This is a genomic window from Pseudomonas borbori (assembly GCF_900115555.1).
GTDB classification, from domain to species: Bacteria; Pseudomonadota; Gammaproteobacteria; order Pseudomonadales; family Pseudomonadaceae; genus Aquipseudomonas; species Aquipseudomonas borbori.
Genome location: NZ_FOWX01000006.1, coordinates 19,746 through 35,551, shown reverse-complemented (window position 1 = coordinate 35,551; position 15,806 = coordinate 19,746). Strand labels below are relative to the sequence as shown.

The window sequence follows — 15,806 nt, the reverse complement described above, 5'->3', positions numbered from 1 at the left end:
GTTTAGCGGCGTGCCAAGCCTATTTGATCGCTTTCAGCACCACGAACTTGGGCGTGGCCGCGACCTGCTCGACGCCGCGGAACAGGCGTTTGAGTTTGCCGTGGTAGCCCAGGTGGCGGTTGCCGACCAGCCACAGTTCGCCGCCTTTGACCAGCGCGGCGCGGGCCTGCTGGAACATGCGCCAGGCGAGGAAGTCGCCGACCACCTGCTGCTGGTGGAACGGCGGGTTGCACAGCACCAGGTCCAGCGAGTCCGCCGGCTGCTCGGCCAGGCCGTCGCCGGCGCGGATCTGCACCGGCCGTTCGCCGAGGGCCGCGCGCCAGTTCTCCCGGGCCGATTGCACCGCCATATAAGACTCGTCGACCAGGGTCAGTTCGGCCTGCGGACTGCCCAGGGCGTAGACGATGGCGAGCACGCCATTGCCGCAGCCGAGATCCGCCACGTGCATGCGGCTGAGGTGTTTGGGCAGATGAGGCAGGAAGGCGCGGGTGCCGATGTCGAGGTCTTCGCGGCAAAACACGTTGGCGTGGTTGAGCAGTTCGATGGCCGGCTGGTCCAGGCGGTAGCGCGTAGGGTAGGGCGATACCGGCGCGGGCTTGTCTGCGGGCGTGGCCAGCAGCAGACGGGCCTTTTTCACCGCCAGCGAGGCCTGCACCGGGCCGATGTATTTTTCCAGCAGATCGCCGGCGGCGCGCGGCAGGTGTTTGACCATGCCGGCGGCGATGACCCGGGCATCGGGCGCCAGTTGCCCGTGCAGGCGGATCAGTTGTTCCTCCAGCAATGCCAGGGTCTTGGGTACACGGATCAGTACCCGGTCGAACGGACCCAGGGCCGTTGCGCTGGCCGGCACGAAACTGACCGCGTCTGCCGGCAAGTGATTGCGCGCCAGATTAGCCTGCAAACCCAGCAGGCCCAGGTGCGAGTCGCCACTGCTGGTGACCCGGGCATGCCCGGCCAGACTGGCCGCCAGGGCGCCGAAGTTGTCGTTGAGCACCAGCACGCGTGCAGCCGCGGGCAAGCCCTGTGCATGCAGATGGTTGAGCAGGTACTCGTCGGCGGCGTCGAAGGCCTGCAGGGGTTCGGCCTGCTGTTCGGGCTGGCGGATCAGGTCGAGTCGGGCAAAAGGCGTAACGAATATAGGCATATAGACTGCTGGTGTTTGTTAAGGACGCTTTGCGCGACACTGTGACCGGCCGTTGAAAAACTATTGCGCCTTGACTGGGCGTCCCCGTCTAGCCTTCGCTCGCTACGTTTTTTAACGGCCCGCCAGATCTTCGGCACAGCAGAGGGAGTGAAGTATGACCGCCAGCGAAGACAAGTTCACCCGGCAGATATTGAGCGACGTGCATGTGTGGTCGCCGAGCCTGTTCAGTCTGCGTTGTTCGCGGGACCCCGGGTTCCGATTCCGCGCCGGGCAGTTCGCCCGTCTTGGCGTGCAGAAGGCCGACGGTTCCGTGGTTTGGCGCGCCTATTCGATGGTGTCGGCGCCGCACGACGAGTTTCTCGAGTTCTTCTCCATAGTCGTGCCCGGCGGCGAGTTCACCTCCGAGCTGAGCCGGCTCAAGGCCGGCGACAGCCTGCTGGTGGACAAGCAGGCGTTCGGCTTTCTCACCCTCGATCGTTTCGTCGATGGCCGCGATCTCTGGCTGCTGGCCAGCGGCACCGGCCTGGCGCCCTTTCTGTCGATCCTCCAGGACTTCGAGGTCTGGCAGCGCTTCGAGCGCATCGTCCTGGTCTACAGTGCGCGCACCGCCGGCGAACTGGCCTATCAGCCGCTGATTCACGGACTCGAGAAGCTGGAACACCTGGTCGAGTATGCCGGCAAGCTGACCTATCTGCCGCTGGTGACCCGCGAACAGGCGCCGAACTGTCTGCACGGGCGCATCACCAGGCTGCTGACCAGCGGCGAACTGGAACGCGCCGCCGGCCTGAGCCTGAAGCCCGAGCGCTCGCGGCTGATGCTCTGCGGCAATCCGCAGATGATCGACGACACGCGCACGCTGCTGAAACAGCGCGATCTGCAACTGAGCCTGACCCGCCGGCCGGGGCAGGTGGCGGTGGAAAATTACTGGTAATGATGAGGTGGAGCGGAGTGCGGTCCGGGCGGCGATCCGCCGGGCACAGCGACAACCCGCCAGTTTGGTAACGCGCGATGAGCCACTGCTGCACTGCCTTCGGCGAGTGAGACACCAGCCTCGGCGGTGTTACAGGCTACTCCTTGCTTTGCTGGGCCTTGAGCAGGTCGCGAATCTCGGTCAGCAGGGTTTCTTCCGCGCTTGGTGCCGGTGGCAGGGTAGGCGCCACGGCTTCCTCGCGCTTGAGCTGGTTGATCACCTTGACGGCCATGAAGATGGCGAAGGCAACGATCAGGAAGTCCAGCAAGGTCTGGATAAACTTGCCGTAGCTGAGGATCACCGCCGGCAGGTCGCCCTCGGCAGCCTTGAGGGTAATCGCCAGGTCGGTGAAATCGACGCCACCGATCAGCAGGCCGATAGGCGGCATGATCACGTCGCCGACGAAGGACGAGACGATCTTGCCGAAAGCCGCCCCGATGATGATGCCCACGGCCATGTCGACCACGTTGCCCTTGACGGCGAAGGCCTTGAATTCGCTGATGATGCTCATGTGTCACTCCCTGATTTGGATGATGTGCAGAGTGTAATGCAGTGCGCTGTACTTGCCAGGCGGCAGCACAGTCTGAAGACGCATTCAGGCGCCCTCTCGCGCGTGGACCATGCAACCAGCTAAGCAAAAAATGCCGCGCCTGTCCTGCTTGTTCGCCAGTAGTCTAGGATTTCGGTGTGAAGCATCGGGCTGAGCTAGTCTGATACATACATTCGGAGGGTGCCGCCATGCCATTGCAATATCATCCACTCAACCGCGAATTTCCCCAGTTTGAAACACAGATGCGCACCTTGTTGCAGGTCGACGGCCATTTCGCCCGCTTGGCCGAGGAGTACGAACAGCTGGATAAACGCATCTATGAAGTGGTGGATGGCCGGGTGGCGATGGACGAGCTGCAACTGCAGGGCCTGAAAATGCAGCGGGTCACCCTCAAGGACGAAATCGAAACCCTGTTGCGCGGCGGTACGGTCGGTTGATCCGGGTCAAGGGGCGGGCCGGCGCAGGGGGATATGCTGATCCTGGTCATTTTCTGGAGTATCAGCATGCATATCGAACATCACCCCCTGGTTCATGATTTTCCCGAGCAGCGTGCCGAGTTGCACGAGTTGCGGCAAAACGACCCGGACTTCGCGCGCCTGGCCGATGACTACGAGGCGTTGGATAAGCGCATTTGCCGCGTCGAAGAGGGCATCGAACTGTTGGCCGACGATGCCTTGACCGCCTTGAAACAGCAGCGGGTCGAGCTCAAGGATCGGGTGGCCAGCCGGCTCAAGCCGGCGACCACCTGCTGCGGTTGCTGCCAAGGCTGATCGGGCTGCCGTTGAGCGGCTGGTAAAGGCTATGATGCGGACTTTCGTCTGACGGAGTCCGCTTGATGGCCAAGGCCAAGCGCATGTACGGCTGCACCGAGTGTGGCGCCACCTTTCCCAAGTGGGCCGGGCAATGCGGCGAATGCGGCACCTGGAACACCCTGACCGAAACCCTGATCGAAGCCCATGCTGTTGCGCCCAGCGGACGCAGCGGCTGGACCGGGCAGCAGGCGCAGCTGAAAACCCTGGCGGAAGTCAGTGTCGAGGAGATGCCGCGCTTTTCCACCGCCTCCGGTGAACTGGACCGGGTGCTCGGTGGCGGTCTGGTCGATGGCTCGGTGGTGCTGATCGGCGGCGATCCGGGTATCGGCAAGTCGACCATTCTGCTGCAGACCCTGTGCAATATCGCCACGCGCTTTCCCGCGCTCTATGTCACCGGCGAGGAATCCCAGCAGCAGGTGGCCATGCGCGCCCGTCGCCTGGGCCTGCCGGAAGACCAGCTCAAGGTCATGACCGAAACCTGCATCGAAAGCATCATCGCCACCGCGCGCCTGGAAAAGCCCAAGGTGATGGTGATCGACTCGATCCAGACCATCTTCACCGAACAATTGCAGTCGGCTCCCGGCGGTGTGTCCCAGGTGCGCGAGAGTGCGGCCCTGCTGGTGCGTTACGCCAAGCAGAGCGGTACGGCGATCTTCCTGGTCGGCCACGTGACCAAGGATGGCGCGCTGGCCGGCCCGCGGGTGCTCGAGCACATGGTCGATACCGTGCTGTATTTCGAGGGCGAGTCCGATGGCCGCCTGCGCCTGCTGCGCGCGGTGAAGAACCGCTTCGGCGCGATCAACGAACTGGGCGTGTTCGGCATGACCGACAAGGGCCTCAAGGAGGTCACCAATCCGTCGGCGATCTTCCTCACCCGCGCCCAGGAAGAGGTGCCGGGCAGTGTGGTGATGGCCACCTGGGAGGGCACCCGGCCGATGCTGGTGGAGGTGCAGGCGCTGGTCGACAGCAGCCATATGGCCAACCCGCGCCGCGTCACCCTGGGCCTGGATCAGAACCGCCTGGCCATGCTGCTGGCCGTGCTGCACCGCCATGGCGGCATCCCCACCCATGACCAGGACGTGTTCCTCAACGTGGTCGGCGGGGTCAAGGTGCTGGAAACCGCCTCCGACCTGGCACTGATGGCCGCGGTGATCTCCAGTCTGCGCAACAGGCCGCTGGCCCATGACTTGCTGGTGTTCGGCGAAGTGGGCCTGTCCGGCGAGGTGCGGCCGGTGCCGAGCGGTCAGGAGCGCCTGAAGGAAGCCGCCAAGCACGGCTTCAAGCGCGCCATAGTGCCCAAGGGCAACGCACCCAAAGAGGCGCCGGCAGGCTTGCAAGTGATCGCGGTAACCCGCCTGGAACAGGCGCTGGATGCGTTGTTCGAGTGAAACTGTGGGGCGGTGAGTCCTCGCTGGGGGGCGCGCAGGATGAGCGTAGCGATACCCATCGGGCGGTTTATGCCTGCGCCCGTTGGCAGGGAGAATATCGATGATGGGTTACGGCGTGTTCTTCTGCTGACAGCAGGTCAATTCGTGGGTGCCTAACCCATCCTACGGTCTACGGTCTACGGTCTACGGTCTGGAAGGCTGGACGAGCAGGCAGAAGAGCGGGCCGGATCGGCTAAGGTTTGAGCGGAATGAGGGATAGGGTTGTGCCAGCCTCGATGTCGGAGCTTGATCCCCCATCCCCCAAGCTCAGTCCCCCTCGCCCAGCGCCGCCAGTTCGCGTTCCAGCAGGGTTTCATCGCCGAGATTGAGCTCCACCAGGCGTCGCAGGTGGCTGACCGAGTCGAGGTCGATATGCCGGCAGACGAAGCCGAGCAGCCCGTCATGGGTGCGGGTCAGAACCACTTCCATCTGCACGACGGCGTCCTCGGCGAGCTGGATGCTGGCGATGAAAGGGTGATTGGGGTCACCATTCCACTGCTGCGGCCGTTTGATCAGCAGCCCCTTGAGCGAGACGTCATGCAGTTCGACCGCCCAGCGCCGCTCACCCTGAATGATCTCGGTGGGGGCATCGAAAGCGATGCGCTGAAAGCGCCTACGCTCGTTGCTCGTGTCGCTCATGCAAAAACTCCTGCGCGGTTTTGTCCACTATAGCCAAGGCTGATGCGGCCGGCTCGGCTTTATGCGGCGCGCCGGGGCACCGGGCCCGATGTCTGGCCGGGAGACCAGGCTGATTATCGATCGTTAGCAGCCAGTCGCTTGTTGCTGCGTCACAAAAAAGCCCGCCAAATGGCGGGCCTCTGTGTGCTGCGGTTGAGCTTAGTTGCCGTACACCGGGAACTGGGCGCAGAGCGCTTTGACCTGCTCGCGGATGCGTGCTTCGACCGAGTCGTCGCCCAGGTTGGCGAGGATCTCGCAGATCCAGCCGGCCAGTTGGCGGCATTCGTCTTCCTTGAAGCCGCGGGTGGTCACGGCCGGGGTGCCGATGCGCAGGCCCGAGGTAACGAAGGGCGAGCGCGGATCGTTGGGCACGCTGTTCTTGTTCACGGTGATGAAGGCGCGGCCCAGGGCGGCGTCGGCGTCTTTGCCGGTGATTTCCTGCTTGATCAGGCTGAGCAGGAACAGGTGGTTCTCGGTGCCGCCGGAGACCACGTCGTAGCCGTTGTCGATAAACACGCCGGCCATGGCCTGGGCGTTCTTCACCACTTGCTGCTGGTAGGCCTTGAACTCGGGTTGCAGGGCTTCCTTGAAGCATACGGCCTTGGCCGCGATCACATGCTCCAGCGGGCCGCCCTGGCCACCAGGGAACACCGCGGAGTTGAACTTCTTCTCCAGTGCTTCGTTGGCACGGGCCAGGATCAGGCCGCCGCGCGGGCCGCGCAGGGTCTTGTGGGTGGTGGTGGTGACCACGTCGACGAACGGCACCGGATTGGGGTAGACGCCGGCAGCGACCAGGCCGGCCACATGGGCCATGTCGACGAACAGGTAGGCGCCGACCTTGTCGGCGATGGCGCGGAAGCGCGGGAAATCGAGGATCTGGGAGTAGGCGCTGAAGCCGGCGATGATCATCTTCGGCTTGTTTTCTACGGCCAGACGCTCGACTTCGTCGTAGTCGATCAGGCCGTTGTCGTCGATGCCGTACTGCACGGCGTGGTAGATCTTGCCGGAGAAGCTGACGCTGGCGCCGTGAGTCAGGTGGCCGCCGTGGGCCAGGCTCATGCCCAGCACGGTGTCGCCCGGGTTGAGCAGGGCCATGTACACGGCGGCGTTGGCCTGGCTGCCGGAGTGCGGCTGGACGTTGGCGTAATCGGCGCCAAACAGCTCTTTGGCGCGGTCGATGGCCAACTGCTCGACCACGTCGACGTATTCGCAGCCGCCGTAGTAGCGCTTGCCCGGATAGCCTTCGGCGTACTTGTTGGTCAGCACGCTGCCCTGGGCTTCCATCACCGCTGGGCTGCAGTAGTTTTCCGAGGCGATCAGCTCGATATGTTCTTCCTGGCGCTGGGCTTCTTGCTCCATCGCGGCAAACAGGTCGGCGTCAAAACGGGCAAGATTCAAATCACGGCTGAACATGGCAAATCCCCTGAGAAAACCAGCTGGGCGGTAGAAAGAGGGGGCGAATTCTACCTCAACTCGGACGAGCAGGGGTATGCAGTGCAGTCATGTGGCGGACAAGTGGGGTTCATTTTGGCGGCAGTCCAAGGCGGTAGGCGGGGGTGGGGCCGAGCGTCGACACTCTGCCAGCCCGGATAGGCGTCAGCGCCATCCGGGAACGCTGGCGGCCCGGCCAGAACAGCGCACACGGCCATCGCTCAGGCGGGAGCATTTAATACTTGCCATTCATGAAATAAGAATTATTCTCATCAAGTCACTTAAAAGGAAGATGAGCCATGACCTACTTGATCGATGCCTGGCTGGACCGGCCACAGCCTTACCTGCGCATACTCAACCGCAATACCGGAGAAGTCTGCGCGGTACTGGAAGAGCAGGCGCTGGACGAACTGCGCGACCAGGGCGACCTGGATTTGCATGAGCTGAACTCCAGCGAGCCGCTGGTGCTCAAGGAGTTGGTGCGCAACCTGTTTCTTTACTGCTATGCGCGGGCATTGCGCCCCTGAAGCCTGCAGCATAAATGCATCGCGGGCATGGCCGGCTCCTACGGGTTCCAGGGGCTCTGGTGTAGGAGCGGGCCATGCCCGCGAAAGTTGGCGCGATCTGAAATGCTAGAGGACTTCCAGCAGTTCAACGTCGAACACCAGCACGCTGTGCGGCGGGATGCTGCCTACGCCTTGTTCGCCGTAAGCCAGTTCGCTCGGCACATAGAGACGCCATTTGCTGCCGGCGTTCATCAGTTGCAGGGCCTCGGTCCAGCCGGCGATGACGCCGCCCACCGGGAACTCGGCCGGCTGGCCGCGCTCGTAGGAGCTGTCGAACACGCTGCCGTCGATCAGGGTGCCGTGGTAATGGGTGCGCACGGTGTCCTCGCGGGACGGCTTGGCGCCTTCGCCGCTGGTCAGCACTTCGTATTGCAGGCCGGAAGCCAGTACGGTGATGCCGGCGCGCTTGGCGTTCTCGGCGAGGAAGGCCAGGCCAGCACCGGCGGCCGCTTCGGCCTTGGCTTGGGCTTCGGCCTGCATCACATCGCGGATGACCTTGAAACTGGCCGACAGCTCGGCCTCGCTGACGCGGCTCGGCTGACCGAGGAAGGCATCGGCCAAACCGGCGATGATGGCTTCCAGGCTCACGCCCGGCGGCGGATTGTCGCGCAGCTGGCCGCCAAGCTGACGACCGATGCCGTAGCTGACGCGGGTTTCGTCAGTGGAAAGATTGAGTTCGGACATGCAAAGGCTCCGCTGGGGCTGAAAAAGGGCGACCAGCCTAGCACAGCTGTGCCGGCCGCCCTACCGCTGCCATGTCCAGCTCTCAGTGCGATGAGGTCGGCCCCGGTTTCATCCCTGGCTCATCGGGCATGCCGCACATTTCGTCATGCACCTGCGTCTGTACCAGGTGGAGCGCCGGCAGTTGCGGCAAGGGCTGCAGCACCTCGCGGGCATGCTCCAGCGAGCGCAGGTGGAGGATATGGCCGTGGCCGTCTTCCAGCGTGAATGGCTGACCGCTCACGCGTGCTTCCAGCAGGTAATAGTTGCCCCCTTCGAGGGAGATGAGGTTCAACCCATCGACATGCCCGGCGCGGGCATGACTGGAAAGGTCGTGCAGGTTCATGAGGCCACCTCGCGCAAACGACTCGTACGGACTCCATAAGAATAGTCGCTGTGGAAGAGCCGGGAAGCACAAGACAGAACCGCAACCGCCCGGCCCCTCTCACTCAAAGCGACAGCTGATTCGTGTCGAGACACTAGCTGTCGCATGGATTGAAGCCCGAGCAACGGCTCAGTGGTCGTGTTTGGTCAGCTTGTCCAGGTAGCCCATGGCAAATGCCGAAACCACAAAGGCCATGTGGATAATCACGTACCACATCAGGTAGTCCGTTCCGATGTTCTCCGCGTTCATAAACACCTTGAGCAGGTGGATCGAGGAAATCGCCACAATGGAGGCCGCGACCTTCATCTTCAGCGAGCCGGAGTCCATCTTGCCCAGCCAGCTGAGCTTTTCCTTGCCCTCGTCGATATCCAGTTGCGAAACGAAGTTTTCGTAACCGGAGATCATCACCATCACCAGCAGGCCACCGACCAGGGCCATGTCGATCAACGACAGGATCACCAGAATCAGGTCGGCCTCAGCCATGGCGAATACGCCGGGAATGATATGGAAGATCTCCTGAAAGAACTTTAGCGCCAGCGCCAACAAGCCAAGCGACAAACCGAAGTAGATAGGCGCTAACAGCCAACGGGAGGCATACATCGCGTTTTCGATAAAGCGTTCCATGGGGTCTCGCAGGTAGGGGGAAAAACTGCCGGCGAGTATACCCAGCGCTCCCTCGCAGACAAAGGCATCGGTGACACTGGAAAGATCGATTGCGCTTATCCCCAGCAACTGTGGATAACCTTGTGGACAGGTTCGGGATTAACGCCGTCAGGCCAACTGCGACCGGCCTTGCTGCAGGCTGCTCAAAAGACGACCGGGCCGCGCTCAGCTATCCGGCTGGAATTGGTAATAGCCCTGACGGCCATGGCGGTCGCCATTCAAGCGGCGCAACTCGGCCTGGATATGCAAGCGCCAGATCGGCAGTTCGGCGCATTCGTCGTAGCCCTGGACCAGCAGGCTTTCGGCAATCCCGGCCAGCACCCCTTCGGCCACGACAGGCCCGCAGAACGGGCCTTGTGCCTTGATGGCAGAGGGTTGGGAGCCGGACAGGCCGGCGGCACAGATCAATGTCCAGAGGCCCTTGTCGCCGGCCAGTGGCAATACCACGCATTCGATGCGGGTAATCAAACCCAGGCATTGACGGGTGAGACAGAGGCAGCGCGGCATGGCGGCGACCCTCATGTGATCAGGCCTTCAGCCTACACCCGCATAGGCGAGGCAGGGAAGCCGCCAGTCAGCTCGGCAATCTGTGGATAACTGTGTGGATGAAATCCTCCGGTGCCTGAGTCCAAGGCGGCGCCGAAGCTTTACCCCATCCGCCAGTTGCGCCCGCCACCGGCTTGGCCGTAGGCAGCAGGCAGGGGGCAGCAGGCAGGTAAATTTCCAGCGCAACGCCGCCGCGGATCACATGCACTTGCGCAGGCAAGCGTGGAAGGGGCTTCAGCCGCGATGCTTTCAGCGCCTTCAAGGCCAATCGCGGCTAACAGGCCCTTCCACAAAGCGGGCCAATATCCACCGCTAAAACGCAGCGCCGCTGGCGCCTTTTCCCAGGTCCTCAGGCGGCCGGTTTCTTCGCCCGTGGCTTTTTCTCCTTGGCCAGCGCCACCAGCACTTCGGTCTTCACCTCCTTGTCATCCTCGGCCATGCCGATTTCGGCGATCTCGCGCAGCCGCTCGACTACCCGTGCATTGACGCTGCCAGGCGGAAACTGACCTTCGGCATTGGGCGTACCGGCATCTTCGCCGACCAGCAGGCTCAACGCCTCGTCGACCTGGCGCACCGCATAGACATGGAACTGCCCGGCCCGCACCGCCTGCAGCACGCGCTCGTCGAGCATCAGGGTGGCGATGTTGGAGTGCGGGATGATCGCGCCCTGTTCGCCGGTCAGGCCGCGGGCCTCGCACAGGCGAAAGAAGCCTTCGATCTTCTCGTTGGCCCCGCCGACCGCCTGCACCTCGCCGAACTGGTTGATCGAGCCGGTGATGGCGAAACACTGCTTGAGCGGCCGGCGCGACAGGGCGGAAATCAGCGTGCAAACCTCGCCCAGCGAGGCGCTGTCGCCGTCGACATAGCCATAGGATTGCTCCAGGGCGATGCTCGCGGAAATCTCCAGGGGAAATTCCTGGGCGTAGCGGCTACCCAGGTAACCGGTGAGGATCATCACGCCCTTGGAGTGGATCGGCTGGCCGAGGTTGACCTCGCGCTCGATGTCGACGATGCCCGAACCGCCGGGGTAGACGGTGGCGGAAATCCGCGCCGGCACGCCGAACGCCGAATCGCCGACTTCCAGCACGGTCAGGCCGTTGCACTTGCCGACCGCGGCACCGGCGGTGTCGATCAGGATGATGCCGGCCAGCATGTCGTCGATGATCCGCGCCGACACCCGGCCGGTACGGGTCGCCTTGGCCTTCAGGGCGCGTTCGATATGACCGACGTCGGTGACCGTCTCACTGGCCAGCTGGCGGATGAAGTCGGCCTCGCTGACCAGCTGGAACAGGTCGCCAATGCGCGCCGACAGGCGCCCCTGGTGCTCGGCCAAGCGCGCGCTGAAGGTCGCCAGGCGCGCTACCGCGGCGGCGGTCAGCGGCGCCATGCCTTCTTCCATGGTGCGGGTCTTCATCAACTGGGCGAACTGCTCCAGGCTCTCGTCGGCCAGGGGAATGTCCTCGTCGAAGTCGACCAGCACGCGGAACATTTCCTGGAAGTCCGGATCATGGTCCTGCAACGCGTAGTACAGCTGGCGCGCACCTATGATGATGACCTTGACCTGCAAGGGGATGACCTGCGGATTGAGGGTCACAGTGGCGATGCGGCCGAGGTCGCCGAGCGGCGACTCCATCTTCAGCTGGCGTGAATGCAGGGCGCGCTTGAGCGCATCCCAGACGAAGGGTTCGCCGAGCATCTTCTCCGCTTCGAGGATCAGGAAGCCGCCGTTGGCGCGGTGCAGGGCGCCGGGGCGCAGCTGCCGGTAACTGGTGTAGAGCGCACCCTGGTCGGCGTTGTATTCGATGCGGCCGAACAGGTTGTCGTAGGTCGGATGCGACTCGAACACCACGGGCGCGCCGCCCTGGGCGTGATGGCCGACCACCAGGGACGGGCAGTACTGCTCCTCGAGCAGCTTGCGCGTTTGCGCATCGGCCTTTTCCACCTCGACCAGCTGGTCGACCACGGTCTTCAGCAGGTTGACCTGCACCGCCTGCAGGTAGGCGCAGACGCCGGCGTTTTCCGCGTACTTTTCCGACAAGGGCGCCAGCAACGGCTGCAGCGCCACGGTGATGGTTTCTTCATTGAGCTGGCGCAGCTGGTTGCTCGACTCGCGCTTCCACTGCGGCAGGCTGGCCAGTTCTTCGTTGAGCCGTTCTTCCAGACTGGAGATATCGACGTGGAAGCGCTCGCGCTCGGCTTCCGGCAACTGGGCGAACTCGGCCTCGTCCAGCGCCTTGCCCTCGAGCATCGGGGTGAAGGCGATGTTGCTGCTGTCGCGGTACAGCGCCACGTTCTTTTCCAGGGACAGCTTCTCGATCACATCGAGCGCCTGGTCGTAGCGCTTGTTGAAGGCGCGGTCGATGGCGCTCTTCTTCTGCTGATAGGACGGGTGCTCGAATACCGCCGGGAAGGTCGCCAGCAGGTTGTCGATCAGCAGGTTGATGTCGGCGATGAATGCCCCGGCACTGCCCGCCGGCAACTCCAGTGCACGCGGCTCGCGTGGCTCGTCGAAGTGATTGACGTAGACGTGGTCCGCCGGGGTCGCCAGGCGCTTGGCCTCGGCCTTGAGGTAGCGTTTGACGAACGAGAAGCGGCCGGTGCCGGGCTCGCCCATGACGAACACGTTGTAACCGGGGCGCGGCATGGCCACGCCGAACTGCAGGGCCTCGACCGCACGCTCCTGACCGAGCACGCCACGGAACGGCTCCAGGTCATCGGTGCTGGTGAAGTTGAACTGCTCGGGCGAGAACGGGCGGGTGAGTGCTTCAGGTGCCAGCCGCAAATGGGCTGCAACGGAGTCTGGCATTGGAAATCCTTGAACGGAGGGCTGGTGAAATCATGGCCGCATCGACGGCCATCCACAAGCCGTTTGGTAGGTCGCGGGCACGCAAAAAGCCTTGAGCGCTTGTGAAAAAACGCTCAGAGGCTGGGGAAATATCGAAGGTCGTAGCGAGCGTCTTTCACAAGCACTCAGAGAAGACCCAGGCGTTTGCCCAGACGGTTCAGGTTGGCCCGGTCGATACCCAGGTCCCGGGCGGCGTCCGCCCACTTGTTCTGATTGCGGGCCAGCGATTCGTTGATCAAGCGCTTCTGGTACTCGCCCATCAGCGTCTTCATGTTGGCCCCGGGGCGGGGCGGGGGAGCCTCGTGCGCCGGCACGCTCGGCAATGGTTCGAGCGCCTGTTCCTCGAGATCCAGGTTGTGCGGTTCGAGGGTGAGGATGCGCGGACGCTCCTTGTGCCCGGCCATGGCCTTGAGCACGGCGCGGCCGATCAGGTGTTCGAGCTCGCGTACGTTGCCCGGCCAGCTGTAACCGAGCAGGGCGCTCTGCGTACTGGCGCTCAGGCGCAGGCTGCGCAGGCCGAGCCGAGCGCGGTTCTCTTCGAGGAAGTAGCCGGCCAGCAACAGGATGTCGCGGCCGCGCTCGCGCAACGGCGGCACCAGCAACGGGTAGACGCTGAGGCGGTGATAGAGGTCCGCGCGAAAGCGCCCGCTGCGCACCTCTTCGGCCAGGTCGCGGTTGGTCGCCGCGATGATGCGTACATCGACGTGATGCTCGCGATCCGAGCCGACCCGCTGCAACTGGCCGCTCTGCAGGACACGCAGCAGCTTGGCCTGGATCGGCAGCGCCAGCTCACCTATCTCGTCGAGGAAGATCGAGCCGCCATCGGCCAGTTCGAACTTGCCGCTACGCTCGCCGACGGCGCCGGAGAAGGCCCCCTTGACGTGGCCGAACAGTTCACTCTCGACCAGGGTGTCGGGCAGTGCCGCGCAGTTCAGGCTGATCAGCGGCTTCTGCGCACGTGGCGAGCTCAGGTGGATGGCTTCGGCGACCAGTTCCTTGCCCACCCCGGTTTCGCCGGTGATCAGCACGGTCAGCGCGCTGTTGCCGACCAGCTGGACCTCTTCCTGCAACTGTTTGTGACGGGCGCTTTGGCCGACCAGTTCGCGCGGTCGGCGACCGTCGGCGGCGCGTTTGTAGACGGCCGCCAGTTGCCGCTGTTCCTCGGCATTGCGCGCCAGCAGGCTGATGCGTTCGCTGGCCATCACGGTGGCGGCGGCCAGGCTGGCGAAGGCGGCCAGGTTGTCCAGGTCGACGCTGCCGAAACTGGCCGGATCGAGCGCGTCTAGGGTCAGCAGGCCCCAGGGCTTGTCCTGCAGGTAAAGCGGACAGCCGAGGCAGTCGTGAATCGCCAGGTGCCCCTGGTGACCATCGACCAGGCCGTCATAGGGGTCGGGCAAGCCGCAGTCGATGGCGAAGCGCGTCGGCCCGCGCCGCTCGAGGAGCATGCGCAGACGCGGGTGGTGCTCGACCTTGAAGCGGCGCCCCAGGGTGTCCGGGCTCAGGCCCTCGACCGAAAGCGGAATGAGGGTATCGCCCTCCAGCTTGAGCAGGGCCACGGCCTCGCACGGCATGAGTTGACGCAGTGCGCACAGCAGGCGTCGATAACGCTCCTCGTCGGGCAGATCGCGCGACAGGTCGGCGACCAGGGGAACCAGGGCCAGCAGCAGCGGGTTGGTCATAACGACTCCGTTTTAGTCATAGTGACACGCGCACGCTCTTGTCACTATGACTCGTTAAAATAATAACTATCTGATTTATATGAATATTTTTTATGGCACGGAAAATGACTATGTTCATGTGTCGATAAACTATCACGCAAGGGAAGAACCATGAAACGACTCTCCGCGCTTACTCTCAGCTTGTTCCTGCTCTCTGCTCAATCGGCCTTCGCCATCGAAGTGCTCGCCGAGAAACCTGACCATACTGCCGGCAAGGTATTCGGCGGCCTGGGCGGGGTAATCCTCGGCGGCGCCGCTGGCGGCCCCATCGGCGCGCTGGTCGGCGCCGCCGTGGGAGCCTGGGGCGGCTCGGGCACCCAGAACGCGCTGGGGCTCAGCGACACGGCCTATCTGGTCAAGACCGATGACGGCACGCAACGCGTCGTGCGCTCACCCAACGCACGCTTCAAGGCGGGTGAGTTGGTAAGCATCCGCGGCAACCGGCTCGCCCGGCCCGAACACTAAGAGGCTGTGAAAAGACTCCCGCCTGCTGCGAGCGCCCCCAGACGCCCGCGGCAACGCGCGCTGCGAGCACCTGGAGACGGGTGCTCGATTTTCCACAACCTCTGACCGCTGCCATGCCCGAGTGGGGCGCCGGCTACCGTCCCACTCCACGCGACCACTCGTGAAGGCACCCATCTACCTGCCTTGCGGCCCGTGCAACACCAGGGCTCGTGATGCTCTCCTGTTTTTTGGTGGCAAAGACCCGCTCCGCCATGGTCCGCTCCTCCATGGCCTGCTCCGCTAGGGTCTACTCCGGTTCCCGTGCATGCACGGCTTTCACCAGCACCCACACCTGACCGTGTGGGTTTTTTTTGACCCTATTCCGGCCATGGCTTGCAGGGGGGGGCGGGACTTTATTGCAGATCGGCACAGCGCAGGCAGTATTCGGTGGCCGGCAACACCTGCAAGCGCGCCGGCTCGATCGGTTCGCCACAACGCAGGCAGTCGCCATAGGTGCCGTCGGCCAACCGCAGCTTGGCCATTCCCACCTGGCGCATGCCTTTCTTGGCCTCGGCCAGCAGGGCTTCGAGCACTTCGTCGTTTTGCCGTTGCAGGGCCTGCTCGGCGAAGTCCGGCGAGTGGCTGCGGGCCAAGTCCTGACTAATCGCACTGGCCCGCGCGCTGTATTCGGCGAACAGGGCATCGAGTGCCGCTTGGGGATCGAAAGCAGGCATGGACATACTCCTCGGTGGTCAACGATGAAGCAATGCGCGGGCATGGCCACTCCCCGCGGGGCACAAAGCCAAACGTTGCAACTACCGCCGGCCGGCCCGAAAGGTTTCAACTGTCTAGTTAGTGTGGACGCTGTCGCGCGGTCTGCATAATCGCCAGCGAAAACTTGTGCCCG

At 63.6% G+C, this 15,806-nt stretch carries 17 protein-coding genes; 6 read left to right on the top strand and 11 right to left on the bottom strand.

Translation table 11 applies throughout. The features are described from left to right. Window positions 1-19: 19 nt before the first annotated feature. Window positions 20-1,144, bottom strand: coding sequence for a methyltransferase (locus BM315_RS05960; RefSeq protein WP_090498816.1), 1,125 nt, complete (start codon window positions 1,142-1,144; stop codon window positions 20-22). A gap of 154 nt (window positions 1,145-1,298) precedes the next feature. On the opposite strand from BM315_RS05960, the gene BM315_RS05955 reads away from it, so the two are divergent. Next, window positions 1,299-2,075 carry a ferredoxin--NADP reductase gene (locus BM315_RS05955; RefSeq protein WP_090498813.1) on the top strand — a complete coding sequence of 259 codons (777 nt, stop codon included), beginning with the start codon at window positions 1,299-1,301 and terminating at the stop codon, window positions 2,073-2,075. 136 nt (window positions 2,076-2,211) lie between these two features. Here BM315_RS05955 and mscL read toward each other — a convergent pair whose 3' ends face one another. Continuing rightward, window positions 2,212-2,625 carry a large-conductance mechanosensitive channel protein MscL gene (gene mscL / locus BM315_RS05950; protein ID WP_090498810.1) on the bottom strand — a complete coding sequence of 138 codons (414 nt, stop codon included), beginning with the start codon at window positions 2,623-2,625 and terminating at the stop codon, window positions 2,212-2,214. 227 nt (window positions 2,626-2,852) lie between these two features. Between mscL and BM315_RS05945 the strand changes: the two genes are divergently transcribed. From BM315_RS05945 to radA, 3 genes are all read left to right on the top strand, one after another. Further along, on the top strand, window positions 2,853-3,101 hold the full coding sequence (locus tag BM315_RS05945; RefSeq protein WP_090498808.1) for an HP1242/YdcH family protein: 249 nt from the start codon (window positions 2,853-2,855) through the stop codon (window positions 3,099-3,101). Window positions 3,102-3,167: 66 nt separating this feature from the next. Further along, window positions 3,168-3,434, top strand: coding sequence for an HP1242/YdcH family protein (locus BM315_RS05940; protein ID WP_090499090.1), 267 nt, complete (start codon window positions 3,168-3,170; stop codon window positions 3,432-3,434). Window positions 3,435-3,499: 65 nt separating this feature from the next. Further along, complete coding sequence (gene radA / locus BM315_RS05935; protein WP_090498806.1) at window positions 3,500-4,864, top strand: DNA repair protein RadA; 1,365 nt, start codon at window positions 3,500-3,502, stop codon at window positions 4,862-4,864. A 306-nt stretch (window positions 4,865-5,170) separates the two neighbouring features. On the opposite strand, the gene BM315_RS05930 is transcribed toward radA, so the two are convergent. Together BM315_RS05930 and glyA are read right to left on the bottom strand one after the other, a co-directional pair. After that, window positions 5,171-5,542 carry a PilZ domain-containing protein gene (locus BM315_RS05930; RefSeq protein ID WP_090498804.1) on the bottom strand — a complete coding sequence of 124 codons (372 nt, stop codon included), beginning with the start codon at window positions 5,540-5,542 and terminating at the stop codon, window positions 5,171-5,173. A 198-nt stretch (window positions 5,543-5,740) separates the two neighbouring features. Then, a complete protein-coding gene (glyA, locus tag BM315_RS05925; RefSeq protein ID WP_090498802.1) occupies window positions 5,741-6,994 on the bottom strand; it encodes a serine hydroxymethyltransferase in 1,254 nt (417 codons plus the stop codon). Window positions 6,995-7,311: 317 nt separating this feature from the next. Here glyA and BM315_RS05920 point away from each other — a divergent pair, with 317 nt between their 5' ends. Beyond that, entirely contained in the window at window positions 7,312-7,539 is a 228-nt protein-coding gene (locus tag BM315_RS05920) for a PA4570 family protein (RefSeq protein ID WP_090498799.1), read from the top strand. 105 nt (window positions 7,540-7,644) lie between these two features. Here BM315_RS05920 and bamJ read toward each other — a convergent pair whose 3' ends face one another. The 6 genes from bamJ to norR form a co-directional block, all read right to left on the bottom strand. Further along, window positions 7,645-8,262 carry a BamJ family beta-barrel-assembly machinery protein gene (bamJ, locus tag BM315_RS05915; protein WP_090498797.1) on the bottom strand — a complete coding sequence of 206 codons (618 nt, stop codon included), beginning with the start codon at window positions 8,260-8,262 and terminating at the stop codon, window positions 7,645-7,647. 82 nt (window positions 8,263-8,344) lie between these two features. Then, a complete protein-coding gene (locus BM315_RS05910) occupies window positions 8,345-8,644 on the bottom strand; it encodes a DUF6482 family protein (RefSeq protein ID WP_090498795.1) in 300 nt (99 codons plus the stop codon). A gap of 168 nt (window positions 8,645-8,812) precedes the next feature. Beyond that, window positions 8,813-9,307 carry a TIGR00645 family protein gene (locus BM315_RS05905; RefSeq protein WP_090498794.1) on the bottom strand — a complete coding sequence of 165 codons (495 nt, stop codon included), beginning with the start codon at window positions 9,305-9,307 and terminating at the stop codon, window positions 8,813-8,815. Window positions 9,308-9,511: 204 nt separating this feature from the next. Beyond that, window positions 9,512-9,853 carry a PA4575 family protein gene (locus BM315_RS05900; protein WP_090498792.1) on the bottom strand — a complete coding sequence of 114 codons (342 nt, stop codon included), beginning with the start codon at window positions 9,851-9,853 and terminating at the stop codon, window positions 9,512-9,514. A gap of 388 nt (window positions 9,854-10,241) precedes the next feature. After that, a complete protein-coding gene (locus BM315_RS05895; RefSeq protein WP_090498791.1) occupies window positions 10,242-12,698 on the bottom strand; it encodes a Lon protease family protein in 2,457 nt (818 codons plus the stop codon). A gap of 164 nt (window positions 12,699-12,862) precedes the next feature. Beyond that, a complete protein-coding gene (gene norR / locus BM315_RS05890) occupies window positions 12,863-14,416 on the bottom strand; it encodes a nitric oxide reductase transcriptional regulator NorR (protein ID WP_090498790.1) in 1,554 nt (517 codons plus the stop codon). Window positions 14,417-14,566: 150 nt separating this feature from the next. Between norR and BM315_RS05885 the strand changes: the two genes are divergently transcribed. After that, window positions 14,567-14,920 carry a hypothetical protein gene (locus BM315_RS05885; RefSeq protein ID WP_090498788.1) on the top strand — a complete coding sequence of 118 codons (354 nt, stop codon included), beginning with the start codon at window positions 14,567-14,569 and terminating at the stop codon, window positions 14,918-14,920. Window positions 14,921-15,312: 392 nt separating this feature from the next. Here the strand turns inward: BM315_RS05885 and BM315_RS05880 are convergent, their stop codons facing one another. Beyond that, window positions 15,313-15,633, bottom strand: a complete 321-nt coding sequence (locus tag BM315_RS05880) for a TraR/DksA family transcriptional regulator (RefSeq protein WP_090498786.1) — start codon at window positions 15,631-15,633, stop codon at window positions 15,313-15,315. Window positions 15,634-15,806 lie beyond the last annotated feature (173 nt).

Bases quoted from the DNA above. Each gene is read 5' to 3' on its own strand.
- BM315_RS05960 (WP_090498816.1), bottom strand. From the start codon at position 1,144: ATGCCTATATTCGTTACGCCTTTTGCCCGACTCGACCTGATCCGCCAG.
- BM315_RS05955 (WP_090498813.1), top strand. From the start codon at position 1,299: ATGACCGCCAGCGAAGACAAGTTCACCCGGCAGATATTGAGCGACGTG.
- mscL (WP_090498810.1), bottom strand. From the start codon at position 2,625: ATGAGCATCATCAGCGAATTCAAGGCCTTCGCCGTCAAGGGCAACGTG.
- BM315_RS05945 (WP_090498808.1), top strand. From the start codon at position 2,853: ATGCCATTGCAATATCATCCACTCAACCGCGAATTTCCCCAGTTTGAA.
- BM315_RS05940 (WP_090499090.1), top strand. From the start codon at position 3,168: ATGCATATCGAACATCACCCCCTGGTTCATGATTTTCCCGAGCAGCGT.
- radA (WP_090498806.1), top strand. From the start codon at position 3,500: ATGGCCAAGGCCAAGCGCATGTACGGCTGCACCGAGTGTGGCGCCACC.
- BM315_RS05930 (WP_090498804.1), bottom strand. From the start codon at position 5,542: ATGAGCGACACGAGCAACGAGCGTAGGCGCTTTCAGCGCATCGCTTTC.
- glyA (WP_090498802.1), bottom strand. From the start codon at position 6,994: ATGTTCAGCCGTGATTTGAATCTTGCCCGTTTTGACGCCGACCTGTTT.
- BM315_RS05920 (WP_090498799.1), top strand. From the start codon at position 7,312: ATGACCTACTTGATCGATGCCTGGCTGGACCGGCCACAGCCTTACCTG.
- bamJ (WP_090498797.1), bottom strand. From the start codon at position 8,262: ATGTCCGAACTCAATCTTTCCACTGACGAAACCCGCGTCAGCTACGGC.
- BM315_RS05910 (WP_090498795.1), bottom strand. From the start codon at position 8,644: ATGAACCTGCACGACCTTTCCAGTCATGCCCGCGCCGGGCATGTCGAT.
- BM315_RS05905 (WP_090498794.1), bottom strand. From the start codon at position 9,307: ATGGAACGCTTTATCGAAAACGCGATGTATGCCTCCCGTTGGCTGTTA.
- BM315_RS05900 (WP_090498792.1), bottom strand. From the start codon at position 9,853: ATGCCGCGCTGCCTCTGTCTCACCCGTCAATGCCTGGGTTTGATTACC.
- BM315_RS05895 (WP_090498791.1), bottom strand. From the start codon at position 12,698: ATGCCAGACTCCGTTGCAGCCCATTTGCGGCTGGCACCTGAAGCACTC.
- norR (WP_090498790.1), bottom strand. From the start codon at position 14,416: ATGACCAACCCGCTGCTGCTGGCCCTGGTTCCCCTGGTCGCCGACCTG.
- BM315_RS05885 (WP_090498788.1), top strand. From the start codon at position 14,567: ATGAAACGACTCTCCGCGCTTACTCTCAGCTTGTTCCTGCTCTCTGCT.
- BM315_RS05880 (WP_090498786.1), bottom strand. From the start codon at position 15,633: ATGCCTGCTTTCGATCCCCAAGCGGCACTCGATGCCCTGTTCGCCGAA.